The following is a 17,497-nucleotide window of genomic DNA, read 5'->3' on the forward strand; positions in this document are numbered from 1 at the left end:
CCTCGACCGTCTACTCGCGCGCATCCGGACCGACCGCCAAAGCTTCCTGAAGATCCTCCAACGCCCGGACATTCCGCTCCACACCAATGGCTCGGAGAACGATATCCGCAGCGTGGTGACCCGGCGCAAGATCAGCGGCGGAACCCACAGCAACCAGGGCCGTGCCGCCCGCGACACCATGCTCAGCATGATGAAGACCTGCAACAAGCTCGGTGTCAGCTTCTGGGATTATCTCGGCGACCGCCTCGGCATCCCTGGCAGCAAGATCCTACCGCTTCCCGTTCTCCTCGCCGCGCGCTGAACCCCAACAGCAGATCGACGCGCCCAAACGCCGCCGCTTTTGCCCCGGTTACAAGCTATAAAGGTAAGGACCTGAAATTGTTTAATACTTATGGTGCGGTCGAGAAGCAACGCCGCACGGCTTGCGGCATTGATTTTACAGCTTTTTTCCAAGGCGCCGCAGCGATTTGTATCACAGTTTGTATCTCAGTCCGTATCGCACGCGGCGGACCTTATCCACTAGGCAAGTGGCCCTTCTTACGAGGAGCCGGTGCGCCGGTTCAAGGTATTCACCGGGTCCGGGCACCGGCGAGAATGGCCGCCTGAGGAGAACGCTCGGATCGTAGCTGAAAGTTGCGAGGCGGGCGGAACGGTTTGCGCTGTCGCGCGCCGATACGCCTTGCCGGGTGACTGGCTTTGGGCCGAAGAAACGGGCGGTCCGCTTATGGGTCCTCAGACCATCGATCCGGCCGCAGTTTAGATCTCACGATGTTGCATTCGACCGATCCTGTGACCATCGCGGCCTCTGCCGAAACGCCAGGGAAGCGAGGGAAGGCAGCGTCAAGTTCGACCCGGAAATGAAGAAGAACGGAGCCATCGCCGCATCGGCGTCTGCCCTCGTGGGTATGGACGAATTCACTCATGCACAATATGGATGGGGATGTGGTCTGCCGTGGCGCTCACATTTTCGCCGGGTCGCTAAGGCAGGCGACGAAGACGTTCGTTCAATGACGCTGCGCCGGGCGGGTTGGCCTTCCGATTTGACGCCTCCCTGCAAAAGTGTCGATGCCGGGGGAGCTAGTCATGACCGACAACAAGCCGACCACAGACGTTACCAAGGATTGGCAAGCAACGCAGGGCCAGAAGTCCGGAGCCACGCGCCTCCGCCTTTTCGCCGCGCTCTCGTGGATCGTTGCCATTGGCGGCGAGATCGCCGGGATTGTTTTGTTTACCAGCACAAGTTCGACCACGGAAACCTGCCGCTGCTGATCGGCATTCTGGTCGGGATCGCGATTTTCGCTATCGCCGGCAACTTGCTTTGGAAGGCGGCCAACAGGCATGATCCGGCCCGCGCATCCGAGACGTTCAGGTTCTTCGTCCAGAACCAGCTCGGCGCGATCATCACGCTGATTGCCTTCCTCCCCCTGATTCTCCTGATCTTCACCGACAAAAACATGGATCCGCAGAGCAAGAAGGTTGCCGGCGGCGTCGGTGCTGTGCTGGCCGTGCTCGCGACAGTGATCGGGGTCAGCTTCCAACCCCCATCGGTCGAGCAGTACACCCAGGACATGAACACGTGCGCGGCCCAGATTAAGGCGGGGCAGCCGACCACAGCCTGTTCGCCCGAGGTCGCCGCCCAGGCGCAGGAGATCGCCACCGACTCCGCCGCGGTGGCTGCGGCGACGAAGGACGCGGCACACCCCGCTGGTCAGGATGTCGTGTACTGGATCGCGCCGGAAAACGGAGCCGCGAAGTCCGAGACGGAGCATGTTTTCCACCTCTGCGCAGCCGTGAGTCCGCTGAAGGGTAAGACCGTGAATAGCGGCTCCGTGACGGAGGCCTATGCGCAGAACGCCATCCGCATCACGAAGCAGATCGATATGGAACAGAAGCAGTGCGGGTTCACCGGCTCGCAATGAACCTGCCCGCGTTCCATCGCGCCTGTTGGTCTATATCGGCTCCGAAGCAACGGCAACGCCGGGACCGTTCGGCTGGGCATGATTGTCCAACTGCAAACATTCCGCCATGGGCAATGGCTGGCCCGAGCGCTTCGAATAGGTCAATGATGTGCGCAATGCAGTGCTTGCGTGAAAACTCCAATAATCGGCGGCTGAATCGCCCTCGTTGACAGCGGCAGAGGAGTTCCGCCGCTTCGCGCAGCGCGGCGCTGATGCGATTGACATTGGGTACGATCGTGCGGGCCATCGCCGCCTCTGCCACTTGGCCGTGGTCCATGAAACCGTTCTGCAGATCGACGATGATGTGCGCAGTCTGGCGCGGATTGAGGCGGTCGAAAACGGCGACGCCGCCCCGGTAGCGCGAAGCTCGTTCACGGACCGCGTCGTCTGCATTTGGCGCAAACGCTTCTAACAACTCCACGCTGCCGATGTCCGCTTTCGTGCAAGAGCGAAATAGCTACGAATGACTAAAATGCTGAAGGGTTTCGGGTGCCGCCATTCGCCGTTCAAGAGACAAAAGTATCCTTCGGTGAACCCACGACATCTACGAGCAGCACGGAGTGGCCCTTCTCCCGCCGCTCTGGAGCGAGGACGAGGTATTGACCCGGCGGCGCTGGCTGCCGCCGCAACGCTGATGAATTCAAAGGAGTGGTGCGGCCGCTCCTACCCGATGAATAATCAGAGGGATGCCGATTAGAATGTCTGCCTTGGCCCGCCCCCCTACATTCTATGCGTTGCTGGCGCCGTTGTGAGCGACGCCAGCTCGGGTCAGTTCTTGACTGTGTCTTCGAGGAAGAAGCGGCCAAGTGGGTTCTGGTCGAAGTTCTCGATGTTGCTGCGCGAAACATTGATGTAGGGGCTGTAGTAGAGGTCGATCCAGTGGACGTCGTCCTTGGCCATCTTCTGGATGTCGATATACATCGCCTCGCGCTTCGCCGGATCCATCTCGATGCGGGCTGCCGTGACGAGGTCCTTCACCTTGTCGTTCTTGTAGCGCGTCATGTAGTTCATGTTGGTGTCGTGCCCGACGACGAAGGTGGTCTTCTGATCCGGATCGAGAATATCGTTCGTCCAGTAGTTGACGCCAACGTCGTAGTCGCCAGCGACCAGCATGTCCCATTCCTGGCTGGGGTCGACTTTCTGGATGTTGACGGTGATGCCTGCCTTGGCCAACTGCTGCTGCAAAAGGACAGCGGTCTGTTCGACGATCTCGTCGCCGGCACGCACCACATAGTTCAGCGCGAGGTCGGAGGCGCCTGCGTCGGCCAGCATCTGCTTGGCCTTTTCAGGATCAAATGGACGCTGCAGATTTTCGGCGTAGTGATACAGTGCGCCCTTCGGGATGAAGGAATTGGCGACCTCCCCCAAGCCGAAGGTGACGGTGTCGACAATTGCCTGCTTGTCGATTGCCATATCCAGCGCCTGGCGGACTTCCTTCTTTGCCAGCGCGCCCTTTTCGTGATTGATGAGCAGATGGTCCTCGCGCGTCGACGGATCCATGTGGACGACGAGGTTCGAATCCTTCTTCAACTCCGCGACGCGCGAGAACGGCACGAAGATCGCGGCATCGAGCTGGCCGGCTTGCACGTTGAGCATGCGGGTGTTGTCATCCGGCACAGAGATCCACTCGACGCCATCGAGCTTGACACGGTCGGCTTCCCAAAAGTTCGGGTTCTTTTCCAGTATTACGCGGTCGCCGCGCCGCCATTCCTTGACCGTGAACGCGCCGGAGGCGACGGGGCTTTCAGCATAGGTATCAGGTCCGAGCGTCTCCATACCCTTTTGCGAGATGATGGATGCACCAGGCATTGCCAGCGTCGACAGGAAAGGCGCCGACGGTGTCTTCAGCTTGATCACCAGAGTGCGATCGTCGCTCGCCACGGCAGTGTCGATGACCTTGTAGGAATCGCTCCACAGCGAGCCCTCGTCGTCGCGGATGCGCAACAGGCTGAAAGCGGCATCGCCTGCCGTGAGCGGCGATCCGTCGGAAAACTTCGCCTCGCGCAGCTTCAGCGTGTAGGTTAGCCCGTCCTCCGAAACGGTCCAGCTTTCGGCGAGGCCGGGCTCCAGCTTGGAGGCGCTCTTATCGACGCGGACAAGCACGTCATAGACGTTCGAGAAGACCCAGAAGTCGATGTTCTGCGCCGTCTTGATCGGGTCGAAGGTGGTCGAGTCCTCACGTCGACCGATGGTAAGCACGCCCGCCGCTTCGGCGAGGCCGGCACCGATGGACAGGCTGGTTATGACGGTGACCAGGCCGATTTTCATCCATTTCTTCAACATGTGTGTTCCCTTCTTTTTTGCTACCAGTTGAATGCTGCTGACGGTTGATCGGACACGCGACCCGATCCGGTCTCGGCGACACTTGGCGAAAGGAGATCCGCGCGCAGGGGCTTATCCGGATCGATATCGGGGATCGCGCGGATCAAGGAAGCGGTGTAGGCATGCTGGGGTCGCGCAAAGACATCGGCGCAGCGCCCTTCCTCGACGATCTCGCCGCGATACATTACCACGACCCGCTCGCACAGATTGCGAACGATCGCGAGATCGTGCGCGATGAACAGCAGCGTCAGCGACATCCTGGCCGTCAGCGCACGAAACAGATCGATGATCTGAGCCTGGATGGTAACGTCGAGAGCGGCCACACATTCGTCGGCGATGATCATGCGCGGCTCGACTGCGAGCGCCCGTGCAATGCCGGCACGCTGGCACTGGCCGCCGCTCATGCTGCGCGGCTTGCGGTCGGCGAATTCTCGTTCCAACCCGACCAGGTCGAGCAACTCGCCTATGCGCGCCGGTATGTCCGCTACTGCCTTGCCGTGGACGCGCAGCACCTCGGCCACCATTTCGCCTATGGTCAGCCGCGGGTTCAGTGCGTTGAACGGATCCTGGAACACCATTGCGGCTTCGCTCCGCAGTTTTTGCAGCGCCTTGGCACGGTTTTGGCCGAGATCGGCCCCATCGAAACTGATGTGGCCGGACGATAGCGGCGCCAGGCCGAGAATCGCGCGGGCAAGTGTGCTCTTGCCGCTGCCGGATTCGCCGACAATGCCGACTGTCTCTCCGGGCATGATGCGCAGGCTGACGCCCTTGACGGCCGAAATCGTCTTCGGGCCGGCAGCGAACAGGCCGGCGCCGCTGGGGAAGCGGACGTGCAGGTCGTCGATCTCCAGCAATGGCCTGAGCGCCGGTGCGGGCTGCGCGATCGCTGCGGTCGCCACACCTTCGCCGGGCATGGACGGATGGCTTTCGATCAACGCCTTGGTGTAGGGATGCTGCGGCGCAGCCAGCAGCGAGCGCTTGTCGCCCTGTTCCACCAGTTCGCCATTCCGCATCACGGCGATGCGATCGCAGGTTTGCGCCACGACGCCGAGGTCGTGGCTGATCAGGATGACCGTCAGGCCGCGCCGGTCGCGAATGTCGAGCAGCAGCCGCAGGATCTGTGCCTGAATCGTGACGTCGAGGGCGGTGGTCGGTTCGTCGGCGATCAGAATCTTCGGATTGCTAGACAATGCGACGCCGATCATCGCGCGCTGGCGCATGCCGCCGGAGAATTCGTGCGGATAGCCATTGTACTGGCGATTTGGGTCAGCAAAGCCGACCTGCGCCAGGATCTCGACGGCGGCAGCGCGGGCGGCGCGCTGGCTAAGGCCCTGGTGGTAGCGGATGCCTTCTGCGATCTGGTCGCCGACACGCATAACCGGATCGAGATGGCTGGTCGGGTTCTGGAAGATCATGCCGATCTCGCCGCCGCGTACTTTCAGCATTTCGCGCTCGTCGGCAGTGACAAGATCGCGGCCTTCGAGAAAGACGGCGCCGCCGGTGATTCGGAGCTTCGGCGACGGCAGCAGCCGAATCAAAGCACGGCACAACAGACTCTTGCCCGAACCGCTCTCGCCAACCAGGCCCAACACGTCGCCAGCGCCGAGATCGAGCGAAATCCGGTCGAGCAGAACGCGAGGCCCTGCGCCATCCTGCACGGCGACGGTGAGGTCGTGGACGCAGAGCAGCGGCGCACTCATTCATGCACGCCCATCAGGTCAGCCAACGCGTCGCCCAGCAGGCTGAAGCCGAATGCCAACAGCACGATGGAAAGGCCGGGGAACAAAGTGATCCACCAGGCCGTGGAGATGAATGATTGCCCGTCAGCGACCATGACGCCCCATTCGGCGAGGGGCGGCTGCACACCAAGCCCGAGATAGCTGATTGCAGCGCCGTTGAGCAGCACCAGCACCGCGTCAGACATGACAAAGACAAGCGAGCCTGCCGCCGCATTGGGCAGCAAATGGCGGAACATGACGCGGCTGCGGCTGAAGCCGAGGCTGATAGCGGCGACGGCGTAGTCGCTGTTCTTCAGCACCAGGATCTGCGCGCGGACGAGCCGAGCATAGGATACCCAGCCCACCAGCGCCATGGCGATATAGAAACTGCCAAGGCCCGGGCCCAGAATGGCGATGATCGACAACATCAGGACGAGGAATGGGAAGGCAAGTACGACGTCGACCACTCTCATGAAGATGACATCGACAATGCCGCCGAAGAAGCCGGCGATGGTTCCCAACGTGGTGCCTATGATGAAAGGGAATACCACGCCGATCACCGCGATCTGCAGGTCGATGCGCGCACCCCAGATGACGCGGGAAAGAATGTCGCGGCCGAAATTGTCGGTGCCCAGCGGGTGCGCCGGCGAGGGAGCATGCAGCCGCGCTGCGGCATCCTGGAAGATCGGGTCGTACGGCGCGATGAAGGGTGCAAACACCGCCAGCACGAGGAACAGGCCGAGCACGGCCATTCCGGCGGCGAGCGTGCCTCGTCCGCCGAACAGCCGGCGCCATGACAACGGAAACGAGAGCGCCGATTGCCGGATCACAGCTTCACCCGCGGATCGAGGGCGACCGTGATGATGTCGGCCAGGAAGTTCACCAGCACCGTCGCGCAGGCGAACACCATGGCGACGCCCTGCACGACCATGTAATCGCGCGAGAATATCGCGCGCACCAGCAATTGCCCCAAGCCTGGCAGCGCGAAGACGCTCTCGACCACCACCGTTCCGCCGATCAGCCAGCCGATGTTCACGGCGAGAAGATTGACCGTCGGCACCAGCGAGTTGGGCAGCACATGACGCCAGAACACGATACTCTCCGGCATGCCGCGCGCTCGCGCCGCGGTGGCGACGTCGGATTCGAGCGCCTGTACCATCGCCGCGCGAAGGCTGCGGGTCAGGACTGCAGAGAGCGACAAGGCGACCGTTAGGCTGGGCAAAGCGAGATGGTAGAGTTTGTCGGTGAGGCTGCCGCCGTAACCAGACACGGGAAAGATGCCGAGCCTGACGCTGAACAGGATGATCAACATCAACGCCAGCCAGAACGGCGGAAAGCCGATGCCGAGCGTGGAGACGATGCGTACGGCGTGATCGGGGAGGCGTGTCCGGTGCCGCGCCGCGAGTGCCGCCAGCGGCACGGCAATCAGGATCGACTGCGCCACGCTCGATAGCACGAGCGCAAGAGTCGGTTCCAGCCGCGTCGCGATCAGCCGCAGCACGTCGATCTTGTAGAGGATCGACTTGCCCATCTCGCCCTGGCCGAGATTGCCAATGAAGTAGAAGTACTGCACCCAAAGCGGCTCATCGAGGCCATATTGAGCGCGAATGTTGGCGATGGCCGCCGGAGTGGCGCGTGAGCCGAGCAGGACGCGTGCAGGATCGCCGGGGATGAGGCGGACGAGCACGAAGGTGATGATGCTGATGCCTAGCAGCACCGGCAGGAATTGGAGGGGGCGGTAGAGAACGAACCTATACCGGTGCATGGCTGCTCGAGGCTCTCCTGCGCAAGTCGCGAGGCAGCGATTTCAGATACATCGGCCGGTCCTGTGCCTCGACAGGAATTCGGTCAGAATAGGATAATACACCTCCGGGTTCTCGTAGAAAGGCATGTGGCTGGCGTTTGCGATGATCCTGAGCTCGGCATTGGGCAGGCCCTGTTTCATGCGCAGGCCGCAGGCGGGCGTCAGTTCGTCATATTCGCCATGCGTGATCAGCACCGGAACGGTGATCTTGGGCAGGTCGGGCACCCGGTTCCAGTCCTTCAGGTTGCCGACGTAGAGAAATTCATTGGGACCTTGCATGGTGGCGTAGGGACCCATGTTCCAATCGTCGAGCGATCGCCGCACCGGCGCCGGCCAGTCGGGCAACCGGCAGACATGGCGGTAATTGAGAATGGTCACGGCGGCAGCGTATTCGGGATGGTCAAACGTGCCCTGCGCCTCGTGCTTCTGCATCATCGCCACCGTTTCAGAGCCGAGCGCGGCGCGTAGCCGCTCCAGCTCGACGATCAGATGCGGCATGTCCGCGACCGTGTCCTCGAGAATGAGCGTGCGCAGATTGTCGTGATAGCTCAGCGCATATTCGATCGCCAACCAGCCGCCCCAGGAGTGGCCGAGCATATGAACCCTGCCAAGGCCGAGCGCCTTGCGCACGGTTTCGGTCTCCTCGACATAGCGGCTGATCGTCCATAGCGTGGCGTCCTCGGGTCTTTCCGATGCGCCGGTGCCGAGCTGATCGAAGGCCACGACGCGATAACCCTGATCCACCAGGCACGAATGCGACTCGCGCAGATAGTCGCACGGCAAGCCGGGCCCGCCGTTCAGGCAAAACACGGTTTCGCTTCCGCTGCCGAAGCTGTAGGCGACCACGCGAAAACCGTCGACGGTCACTTCAATGCGGTCGTCCGGCGTCATCTCGCGCCACATGCCGGGTGCTCCTGGCGAATTTGCTCAATATTTGAGCATGATTAAATTTTAGCGGAATGGCGGGTCTACGACAGCTATAAGAAGTGATAGGTTCGTTCGGTTCTGGATTGTTGGAGCGGAGCATGCTCGACGAAATCTCACCGTTGCGGCAGCGCTTCGACAGCCAAGATAGCTTGGAAGGCCAGGTCGACGAGATTTATCAGAGGGCAAAGGAGCTCGGCTTCGACGGCCTGGTCTACGACTACACGCCGGTGCCGTTCGACCTCGACGGAAGCCTCAATATTCCATCGCTGCTCAAGCTACGAAACATGGCCGAGGACATGCACGACTACTGGTGCGTCCGCGGCTATTTCCGCATCGACCCCGTGCAGATCCTGGCGACGCGCACATCTGCTCCGTTCTTCTGGAGCTACGATGTAGATGCCGAGACCCGCATCAAGTGCTTTCTGACCGAGGAGACAGCTCCGGTCGCGCGCTACCTGCGCGAGCGGGAAGTTTTGAGCGGCGTCACAGTGCCGATCCACATGCCGCACGGCGACTACGCGACGGTCACGGCAGTGCGCTTCGGCCGACGAGCGGGCGACGAACAGGATGCGTTGCGCCATATTGCGGACTTCAGCCTGCTCGCGCACGTCTTTCACGAAGCCGCCTTCTCGCTGTTTGACGACGACTCCATGCGCTCAGCGGGCGCGGCGCGACTGACCGAGCGAGAGCGCGAATGCCTGCGTTATTCCGCGCAAGGACTTTCAGCCAAGGAAATCGCGCGCATCATCAACAGGGCCGTACCGACGGTGGTGCTGCATCTTAACAGCGCGGCGAAAAAGCTCGGCGCTAGGAACCGCACGCAAGCGGTGGTTAGGGCCTCGCACTACCGGCTGCTGGAGCACTGAACAGCCTTACCCTTCCCCAATGTGACCTATCAGTTGTGATAGCTGCCGAGCGTTTGGCAACCGCGCTAAAATCGGCCCGCAGCGAAGGAGGCGCAGGTGACCGCATTGGAAACGGTAGAAGCCCATGCACCGTTCGGCGCTTATCGCACCTGGTATCGTGTCACCGGCCAGTTGGACTCGTCCAGGCTGCCGCTCGTGGTCGTGCATGGGGGACCGGGCTGCACTCACGATTATGTCGATTCTTTCAAGGACATCGCCACCCTCGACGGCCGCGCGGTCGTTCACTACGACCAGGTCGGCAACGGCAATTCCACTCGGCTGCCGGAAAAGGGCGCCGACTTCTGGACGGTGTCTCTGTTCCTCGACGAACTCGGCAACCTGCTTCACCATCTTGGCATCAGCGAGCGCTACGCACTGCTGGGCCAATCCTGGGGAGGCATGCTCGGGGCCGAGCATGCGGTGCGCCGACCGCCGGGCCTGAAGGCGCTGGTGATTGCCAATTCGCCGGCCAGTATGCGAACCTGGGTTGCCGAGGCAAACCGGTTGCGTCGTGGCCTGCCGCAGAACGTGCAGGAAACGCTGCAGCGGCATGAAGACGCCGGCACTATCACCGACCCCGCCTACATCGCCGCGTCGCGCGTCTTCTATGATCGCCATGTCTGCCGTGTCGTGCCATGGCCGCCTGAAGTGGCGCGTACTTTCGCGATCATGGACGAGGATAATACGGTCTATCGCAACATGAACGGTCCGACGGAATTCCATGTGATCGGAACGCTGAAGGACTGGACGATCGAGGATCGCCTGCCGCTCATCGACGCGCCGACCCTGCTGATCTCCGGCAGGTTCGACGAGGCAACGGCGGAAGTTGTCCGGCCCTATGTCGAGCGCGTGCCTGGTTGCCGTGCGGTGGTGTTCGAAAACTCCAGCCACATGCCGCATATTGAGGAGAAGGACCGCTGCATGGCTGTGGTGTCGGGGTTCCTGTGTGAGATTGAAGAGTAATGGTCACGATCGAAGCGAAGGCGATGAGCGGTAGAATAATGACAGATGGAGAGGGACATGCATGCGATGGCTCTCTTGCAGAGACCCAAGAACAGACGCCACGGGGCGCCCTAGCCTGTGCATGTTCTTAGGCGCATGCCTCGAGGAGAGCCAAATTTCGGGAACGGATAGTCCCAGCAGCGCACCCACCGGTCAACGATCCTCGCCACTAGCTTGGTAGGGATTGGTTTACCATCTCGGATCGCAGCTGTGATTGTGCGATCGAACCGTTTGTCGCGTCGCCGCCTATTCAGATAGGCCCTCAATCGGTCGGGCTCGCCGGACAGCAGTTCATAGCGGGCTCGGGCAACATAGTCGCTTTGAACCGTGGTGAGCCCGATCACCCCGCCTTCCCTGCGGCCAGTCATCCTGTTGACCCGCCGACCACCTCCAATGCGGCCTTTGTCGGATCGCTGCCTTGGCGAGGCCCTCGGAAAGGGCAGCGCGAATGCTCTCCTGCTGGTCGGCAACTATATTGCGGATCAGGGTTGACGAGTGGTCGCGCAGCCAAGCCTCTGCGGCCACATTGCGGGCATCCCAGCCTACCACGATCTGAAATCCGCTCGGGGAGCGAAGCGCCGGCATTTGCTCGACGGTGGCAACGCCGCCGCCATTGAACGCCTGCCGGATTGCCTCATCCAGCGGTCGGAAAGCCGACTCGTCGAGGTTCATTGCCACAAGCGCTCCACAACCCGGCGGAGGACTATGTTGGACTGAATGTCGTCGATCGCCTCGATCCAGGCAGCACGAAGCATCCGCTCGTAAGTGGAGACAGGCTGTTCGAATCGTTCGCGAGGTGATAGGCGCTTGAGCATGGGGAACTTGCCACGCAACGCGGTGTTGCTGGCTTATTTCTGCATTTTCATTTCAGTGAGGGGCAATGGCCAGCACACCTTTGATCGGTATTCTGATCACCTTCCTTGTCATCATTCTGGTGTTGTATCTCGTAAACCGATTGCCGCTTGACGGTCGTACCCGCCAGATCGCCCGGGTTATCGTGATCATCATCGGCATCATTTCACTGCTGAAATACCTCGCGGTGTTTTAAGCCACCACGAAAGCGACGTAAGCCACCGGCATTCCAGCCGGCGGGATCGGCCGCAAATCCTTCATGACCAGCACCGCTCAGCTTTGTGAGGTCGATGGTCTGGATCGGTCCGCCATCGCGGCCAGCCAGTTTTGGATGGACATAGGGAGCTGCCGCTTTCGTCACGCCTGCCTGGGTCGGCCTTCGCATCACACATGACCTTCAGGCATGGAGTCGAGTGGGGTCGCGCCCGATGCCTCTACCCTCGCCTGCCGCACCGCTGATGCTTTATTCGGCGCACCACGCTTGCAACCACCTTCTGGTCTATTGCCACCACGTGCAGGTTTGTTTGTTGAACTCTGGGATGATTATTTTTCAAAGGATTCTGTGGGCAATAAATGAAACAAACACCCAAGGTCCTTTCGTCCGCAGACGGCAAACTACGCGTCGTCTTTTATGAAAACGAGAATGGTCTTTTTCAGTGGAGAGCACAGAAAATCATTCCTCCAGATCCAGACCTCGGTCACCCGGACCCCGAACGGGGACGCACCAACCATATCCCATCTGGATATTTTGCGCGGCTCGACGAGGCTGAGGGAGAAGCACGCAAGATCGTCGGTTGGCTCCGTGAGTCCAAATAGTGTCGTCCGTCCGTTCTGATAGCCGCGCAGGCGCTGCCTCTTGATAGGCAGAGGCGGCCAGTTCCTTGGACTGGAAATATCCTGGCGCCACGCTGCCTCGGGTGAGGATGCCTGGCATTCAACCGGGCGGCGATCCTAATCGGGGCGCTTCAATGAGGTGAAGAAGTGCCTGGCGAGCAAATGCTGATTTCTTCGCCCTCGTGGCTGCTTCAGCGGATAAGCATGCCCGGCGGACCCGCTAGCTCCCCACCATGGTTTGGTGTCGTGGGTCCTTGGAACGGAGTCGCATCATCGGCGTTACCGGCCAACCAAACGCTGCCAAATGATACGGAGGAACGGGCGTGATCGAGTTGACTGAGAAGGAAAAGCGCTTTCTCACACGCGTTGACACCATCACTCACGTTCCCTGGTCGAACAAGGTCACCGCCGCAGATGCCACCGGCAAGCCAATGCGTATCGCAAGGGCAACGTTTACCCGATTAAGAGACGACGGTATCATCATCCGATCTACTAGCGACCCGACCTCGAACACCTACGTCATTAATTCTGCACCCGTGACGCCACAAGTCGCAGAAGTGCAGGAAGCGAGCGTCCTGATCGGGCGGGATTAACCTGGCGGGATCGCTCTGATCTCAGCACCCGACGGCTCGGTATGAGGAGCAAAGTTCCCTTGATTAGGCGGCTTTCCGCTTCTGCGCTTCCCGCTGCCTTGCGCTTGGCCACCCACGAGGGATCGTCGTGTTCCGATGAAACGGTCTTGGCGAGGCGCCGTCCGCGATCCACGAATTGAGGGCAGTCCCGTTCGCCAGCATCTTCTGTGATCGGTGCGGCTGGCGCGGCACGCGCCATCGCGAAGCGGCTCTGGCCTTGCCAGGTTGGCTTCGGTTCGGCTTCCTCTCGACAAGCAGCCAGCCGGGTTTGTCGGACATGATTCCCCTTCTACCGAGACGAGTCTGGAAGAGCCTGCCCGGACGCTGCTTCCGCTTCGGCATCAGGCGAACCCGCTCGAAGATGGGTGAATACCCGAAACCAGAATCGGAACTCCTGTGTCCGCCCGTCGCAATGCGCCGAGAAGGCGTGCCAGGCGATTGTGGTCGCGGCTGTCTTTCCCCAAATGGCTTTCGCTGCCTCTGCAACTTCAGGCACGGTGCACTTCTCCAGGGCGGCGTCGCGGTTGAAGGCGTCCAGCAGATCGGGATCGCTCGCCGCCGAATGGTGAGATGCCGCAAGTGCGTCCGGTGCCAACTCCCTGGTGGTTGAAGGATGACGAGAGGCAGACGCTTCGCCGCTAGTCGAGGGTTCTTCCGCTGAAACCGGACGTTGGGTTGGATGGGTCTTCATATCTCGCCTCCTTTTTCGCCTTTCAGGCGCGGAAACAGCAGCCAGCCCGCCGCCTGCGGACCTGGGGACGCTGCTCGCCGTGAAAGACCTGTTCCGGCATCATCTGCTCGGCGATGCGCATCAGATCGCTGAGCGCCGAGCGGACTTGCGGCCAGGGAAACTCGGAGCATCCCTCCCAGGCCTCGCCCTCGCGCAACACGGCATCAAGCTTGCCCGCCACACCGGCGAGAGTCGTGGCAGGCGTCGTCGAGAATGCTTCCAGCAGATCCTCGGCACGGTCGCGGGCCTCGCGCTCGGCCCTGAGCGCGGCTGTATAGCCGCCCTCCCCGGCAGCCGCATCCCAGCGTGCCTGATGCGCTGCGAATTGGGCTTCGCCCGTCTCGCGGAGTGCCGCCATATCCGGCCCTTTGCCGAGCACTTCATTGAGCGCCTCGATCGAGTGAACGGTCACCTCCTCACTCTCGGGCTGGCAGACGGTCCAATAGGGAAAGCCGACGCTCTCGACCAGCCTCGTTTTCAGGCGCTGCTGCCTGAGGCAAAGCCGCTCGGTCAGCTTGTGAGCTGTCTCCCATTCCCGCCAAAGCACCAGCGCAGGGTCGGAAGGCACATTCGCCCTTCCTGCATCGCCAGCCAACTCATTGCCTTCTAGGGGCCACGCTGTGGTAGCCGCCATTGTTCCCACAAGCACTCGCCTGCGGGTGACGAGAGGCAGAGTTGTGGTATTGTCGGAATCAATCACGATCCGAGCTCCTAACAGCTTGGTTGTGGTTAGGTCGGGCTAAGCGTGTCAGCGCTCAGCTCGGCCGTTTAGGGAATCTCATCATACAAATTGATTGACGTCAATCGGATTGTAGCATGGAAAATGCGCTAACGATAGAGCAGTGTCGCGGCGCTCGGGCAATGCTTGGGTGGAGCCAAGCCGAATTATCTAGAGCCGCCAATGTGGCTCGACAGACGATTGCGGATTTTGAGCGTGGGGCGCGCATTCCAATCGCCAACAACCTCATAAGTATAAGACATACGCTTGAGAGGGCCGGAATCGAGTTCTTGTCCGAGAACGGTATCCGTCTAAGAACCCGGATCTGACAACCGCCTGCCAGTAGGCTTCGCTATCGTTGCGGACAGCAGGAGCTAAAGAATGCCGCGCCTGTGGGATCTCACAACCCCAGCCCCCGCTTTCTGCCGAAGCCCCATTCGATGCCGCCGCTGTCACGCACGACGCCGCTGATGTGCTGGCCGATGCGATTGTCGAGCATCGGCTGCCAGGGCACGAGTTGGAAGCCGAGGCCATCGTCGATCATGGCGAAACGCCCGCTGGCAAGACGAGCCGAGCCGAGGAGCGTGCCACCGACATAGTTGCCGGGCTGTGCGGGCTCGAAGGTGAGGCCGCGCGCAGTGGCCATTTCCTTGCCGACGCGCGCGACCTCCTGGCCCTCCAGCGTGGCAACAAGATCGCGCGAGAAGGTGATGGTCCTGCTCGTCGCATCGCGGTTGGCGTGGCCCATCCTGACGAGCTGGGCAGCCCGTTTGTCGAGAGCGTTGTCCACGTCGAGACCAAAGCCTGACCGGACCAGCGGCACGGGGTTCCTGGCGGTCAGCTCCCGGTCGAGCCAGGTGGCGCCGTCGCTGCCGATTTGCGCGTCCAGATCGAGCGTCGAGAGCACGCGGACGGAGAAGTCCTTGCCGCGGTCGCGGGCATCGTAGGCGATGCCGCGCTCGGGCAGGTTTTCGGGAATGCGCCAGTGGTCTTCGTCGATGCGTTCGACGTGGCCGGCCCGGCGCAGCGCTTCGAGACGGCGGACATGGAAACGGACGAAGGCGTCCGGGTCCTTGCCCTGCTCCATGAATGTCTCGCGGATCGCCTCCAGGTGCCTGCTCGGGCGATAGATGCCATCCTCGCCAGCTACGATGCTGACGTTCTGGTCGGCCGCACGCGGCTCCTCCTTCGGCAGGATCGGATCGAGCGCCACGATATCGCCGCGCTGAATGTCTTCGAGCTTTGCCGCATCCGCGGTCTCGACATAGTGGGTGTGGCCGTCCACGCCATCGATGACGAGCGACAGCCGGTCGCTCATCTCGTCGTCGGCAAGGCCCTTGGCGAGCACACGGCCAACGACGGGTTCTGTGATGGTCCGCCGGTGCGTCACATATTGGGCCGGGCCCCGTTCATCGGCGAGGCCGTGCTCCTCGAGCGCCCGATGCATGGAATTGATGATGTCGTTGTGCTCGCCAATCGACCGCAAGGTGCTTTCGGCTCTATCGGAAACGATCCATTGGCCGGGCTCGATTTCGGTCGCGAGGTCGAGGTGTTCCAGCTTCTTCGCCCGATCGATCAGCAGGTAGCGGTTGCTGCGAACGGTATAGCTGTCGCTGGCATCGGGCCGAAGGTCGACAACATCGTGCTCCCGCTGTTCGGCGATCAGCATGCGGTCGAGCCGGGTCAGCCGTTCGGCGTCCACCTCGTTGGCGAGCTTGTGGGCGACCTCGATCTCGCTTTGCAGGCCGAGTTCCCGTTCCACCAGTTCGCTTGCCCGGTGACGGACGCCATGGGCGATGTAGTCGCCGGCGATGTTCAGGATCTTGCCGTCATCGGTGATGCCGCGCACCAGCACATGGGTATGTGGATGGCCGGTGTTGTGGTGGTCAACGGCGATCCAGTCGAGGTGCGTGTCGAGGTCGGCTTCCATCTGCCGCATGAGGTCGCGGGTGAAGGACCGCAGGTCTTCCATCTCGGCGGCATCCTCCGGCGCGACGATGAAGCGGAACTGATGCCGGTCGCCTCGACCGCGTTCGACAAAAGCCTTGCCGTCGGCCTCGTCGTCGAAGGCCGAATACACCCTGCCCTTCTCGCCGTCCCTGGTCACGCCGTCGCGCTGGAGATAGCGCAGGTGCGCATCGACGGCCTTGCTGGTCGTGACGAATTTTTGGCCGCGCCCGGTCGCCTTCGTTCGCCCCGGCAGCTTGACGACGCGCGCCTTCACCACGACGCGGCGGGAGCGAAAGCGCATGCCGCCGCCGTCCTGCCGCCATCCGCCCGCAACCTTCGGCAACCCTGCCGCCATCTTGCCGCCTCGGCCGCGGGCGTTGAAGCGGCCACTCCCCTTCCCCGCGCTTCCACCGATGCGATAGGGATTGCCACCTTGTTTGCGGATGGCGATCTCGACCTGACGCACGAAGGGCAGCGTACGCGGATTGACCGGCGCGGCACGGCGGCGCGGCCGGCCGATGCGGATCTGGAATCTGTCGTCATCACCATCTGCCATGACGACAGCATCGGGGCTCTGATCGCGCGCTTCAAGGTGGCCGGAGCGCAGAGCGTGCCAGGGCGTGGAAAGACTTGCCGTGGCGTAGACATGGCGGAACGCACATCACTGCGGCACCGCGTCTTTCCGTTTCAGATCAACAGGATAGCGGATCGACTGGCATTCTTCGCACCTCGCGTCGTGCCGTTTTGGCGTCCGCACGCCTCGCAAAAAACAATGTGCAGACAACAACTTACGAGCAACGCGAGGTGCGAGCGCCAGCTCGCTTTATCTTGCCTTCCCCCATCGACCTCTATCGCGGCCAACCTACTCGCCGCAATTTCCGCAACGGAACAGGCAGACATGCCTTCGACCAGGAATGTCACTATCAACGTGACGCTGTAGAACCGCTGGACAAACAGCTATCTGCGGCGGGTCTCTCGCCGGACACCGGTTCCACCGACAAGTCATCCCGCCGCGGCTCGACCGCAGTTAAGTCAACTACGGCAACGTTTGTGGAAGACTGAATGTTGGACGGATGGATCGCCGCGAACACAGTCTCTGCCGCAACATGCGCGCCACGGTCGCCATGCATTGTAACGACATTCCG

Annotated in this window: 18 protein-coding genes; 9 read left to right on the forward strand and 9 right to left on the reverse strand. The window is 61.6% G+C overall.

What is annotated here, in order from left to right; all coding sequences use genetic code 11:
• The 3 genes from IQ26_RS24350 to IQ26_RS24360 form a co-directional block, all read left to right on the forward strand.
• Positions 1–301 (forward strand): IS66 family transposase (locus IQ26_RS24350; protein ID WP_145720860.1); only part of this gene is annotated, 301 nt, incomplete at its 5' end.
• Between the two features lie 782 nt (positions 302–1,083).
• Positions 1,084–1,269: a hypothetical protein gene (locus tag IQ26_RS40535; RefSeq protein ID WP_240547209.1), complete on the forward strand. Its 186-nt coding sequence runs from the start codon at positions 1,084–1,086 to the stop codon at positions 1,267–1,269.
• Complete coding sequence (locus IQ26_RS24360) at positions 1,185–1,919, forward strand: hypothetical protein (protein ID WP_240547210.1); 735 nt, start codon at positions 1,185–1,187, stop codon at positions 1,917–1,919. The genes IQ26_RS40535 and IQ26_RS24360 overlap by 85 nt, the downstream gene beginning before the upstream one ends.
• On the opposite strand, the gene IQ26_RS24365 is transcribed toward IQ26_RS24360, so the two are convergent.
• The 6 genes from IQ26_RS24365 to IQ26_RS24390 all read right to left on the reverse strand — a co-directional run bounded on the left by IQ26_RS24365 (position 1,903) and on the right by IQ26_RS24390 (position 8,705).
• On the reverse strand, positions 1,903–2,379 hold the full coding sequence (locus IQ26_RS24365) for a hypothetical protein (RefSeq protein WP_145720862.1): 477 nt from the start codon (positions 2,377–2,379) through the stop codon (positions 1,903–1,905). The two genes, IQ26_RS24360 and IQ26_RS24365, sit on opposite strands and share 17 nt — an antisense overlap.
• A gap of 347 nt (positions 2,380–2,726) precedes the next feature.
• Positions 2,727–4,241 carry an ABC transporter substrate-binding protein gene (locus tag IQ26_RS24370; RefSeq protein ID WP_145720863.1) on the reverse strand — a complete coding sequence of 505 codons (1,515 nt, stop codon included), beginning with the start codon at positions 4,239–4,241 and terminating at the stop codon, positions 2,727–2,729.
• 20 nt (positions 4,242–4,261) lie between these two features.
• A complete protein-coding gene (locus IQ26_RS24375) occupies positions 4,262–5,980 on the reverse strand; it encodes a dipeptide ABC transporter ATP-binding protein (RefSeq protein ID WP_145720864.1) in 1,719 nt (572 codons plus the stop codon).
• Entirely contained in the window at positions 5,977–6,828 is an 852-nt protein-coding gene (locus IQ26_RS24380) for an ABC transporter permease (RefSeq protein WP_407660309.1), read from the reverse strand. The genes IQ26_RS24375 and IQ26_RS24380 overlap by 4 nt, the downstream gene beginning before the upstream one ends.
• A complete protein-coding gene (locus tag IQ26_RS24385) occupies positions 6,825–7,763 on the reverse strand; it encodes an ABC transporter permease (RefSeq protein WP_145720865.1) in 939 nt (312 codons plus the stop codon). The genes IQ26_RS24380 and IQ26_RS24385 overlap by 4 nt, the downstream gene beginning before the upstream one ends.
• 42 nt (positions 7,764–7,805) lie before the next feature.
• Complete coding sequence (locus tag IQ26_RS24390; protein WP_145720866.1) at positions 7,806–8,705, reverse strand: proline iminopeptidase-family hydrolase; 900 nt, start codon at positions 8,703–8,705, stop codon at positions 7,806–7,808.
• Between the two features lie 122 nt (positions 8,706–8,827).
• Between IQ26_RS24390 and IQ26_RS24395 the strand changes: the two genes are divergently transcribed.
• Together IQ26_RS24395 and IQ26_RS24400 are read left to right on the forward strand one after the other, a co-directional pair.
• Positions 8,828–9,595: a LuxR family transcriptional regulator gene (locus tag IQ26_RS24395; protein WP_145720867.1), complete on the forward strand. Its 768-nt coding sequence runs from the start codon at positions 8,828–8,830 to the stop codon at positions 9,593–9,595.
• Between the two features lie 96 nt (positions 9,596–9,691).
• Positions 9,692–10,597: a proline iminopeptidase-family hydrolase gene (locus tag IQ26_RS24400; RefSeq protein WP_145720868.1), complete on the forward strand. Its 906-nt coding sequence runs from the start codon at positions 9,692–9,694 to the stop codon at positions 10,595–10,597.
• 330 nt (positions 10,598–10,927) lie between these two features.
• On the opposite strand, the gene IQ26_RS39980 is transcribed toward IQ26_RS24400, so the two are convergent.
• Positions 10,928–11,308 carry a hypothetical protein gene (locus tag IQ26_RS39980; RefSeq protein ID WP_208760204.1) on the reverse strand — a complete coding sequence of 127 codons (381 nt, stop codon included), beginning with the start codon at positions 11,306–11,308 and terminating at the stop codon, positions 10,928–10,930.
• A 208-nt stretch (positions 11,309–11,516) separates the two neighbouring features.
• Here IQ26_RS39980 and IQ26_RS39795 point away from each other — a divergent pair, with 208 nt between their 5' ends.
• From IQ26_RS39795 to IQ26_RS24420, 3 genes are all read left to right on the forward strand, one after another.
• Complete coding sequence (locus IQ26_RS39795; protein ID WP_126043591.1) at positions 11,517–11,684, forward strand: Thivi_2564 family membrane protein; 168 nt, start codon at positions 11,517–11,519, stop codon at positions 11,682–11,684.
• Between the two features lie 377 nt (positions 11,685–12,061).
• Positions 12,062–12,304: a hypothetical protein gene (locus IQ26_RS24415; protein ID WP_145720869.1), complete on the forward strand. Its 243-nt coding sequence runs from the start codon at positions 12,062–12,064 to the stop codon at positions 12,302–12,304.
• A gap of 341 nt (positions 12,305–12,645) precedes the next feature.
• Positions 12,646–12,915, forward strand: coding sequence for a hypothetical protein (locus IQ26_RS24420; RefSeq protein ID WP_145720870.1), 270 nt, complete (start codon positions 12,646–12,648; stop codon positions 12,913–12,915).
• 752 nt (positions 12,916–13,667) lie between these two features.
• On the opposite strand, the gene IQ26_RS24425 is transcribed toward IQ26_RS24420, so the two are convergent.
• On the reverse strand, positions 13,668–14,252 hold the full coding sequence (locus tag IQ26_RS24425) for a hypothetical protein (RefSeq protein ID WP_208760205.1): 585 nt from the start codon (positions 14,250–14,252) through the stop codon (positions 13,668–13,670).
• 293 nt (positions 14,253–14,545) lie between these two features.
• On the opposite strand from IQ26_RS24425, the gene IQ26_RS24430 reads away from it, so the two are divergent.
• Positions 14,546–14,731 (forward strand): helix-turn-helix domain-containing protein, encoded by a 186-nt coding sequence (locus tag IQ26_RS24430; protein ID WP_145720929.1) that lies wholly within the window; start codon positions 14,546–14,548, stop codon positions 14,729–14,731.
• 71 nt (positions 14,732–14,802) lie between these two features.
• On the opposite strand, the gene IQ26_RS24435 is transcribed toward IQ26_RS24430, so the two are convergent.
• The gene (locus IQ26_RS24435; protein ID WP_145720871.1) at positions 14,803–16,908 is read right to left on the reverse strand and encodes a DUF3363 domain-containing protein; all 2,106 of its coding nucleotides are present in this window, start codon (positions 16,906–16,908) and stop codon (positions 14,803–14,805) included.
• Between the last annotated feature and the right edge of the window lie 589 nt (positions 16,909–17,497).

Origin of the sequence: Mesorhizobium tianshanense, from assembly GCF_007830515.1 — a bacterium.
GTDB lineage: Bacteria > Pseudomonadota > Alphaproteobacteria > Rhizobiales > Rhizobiaceae > Mesorhizobium > Mesorhizobium tianshanense.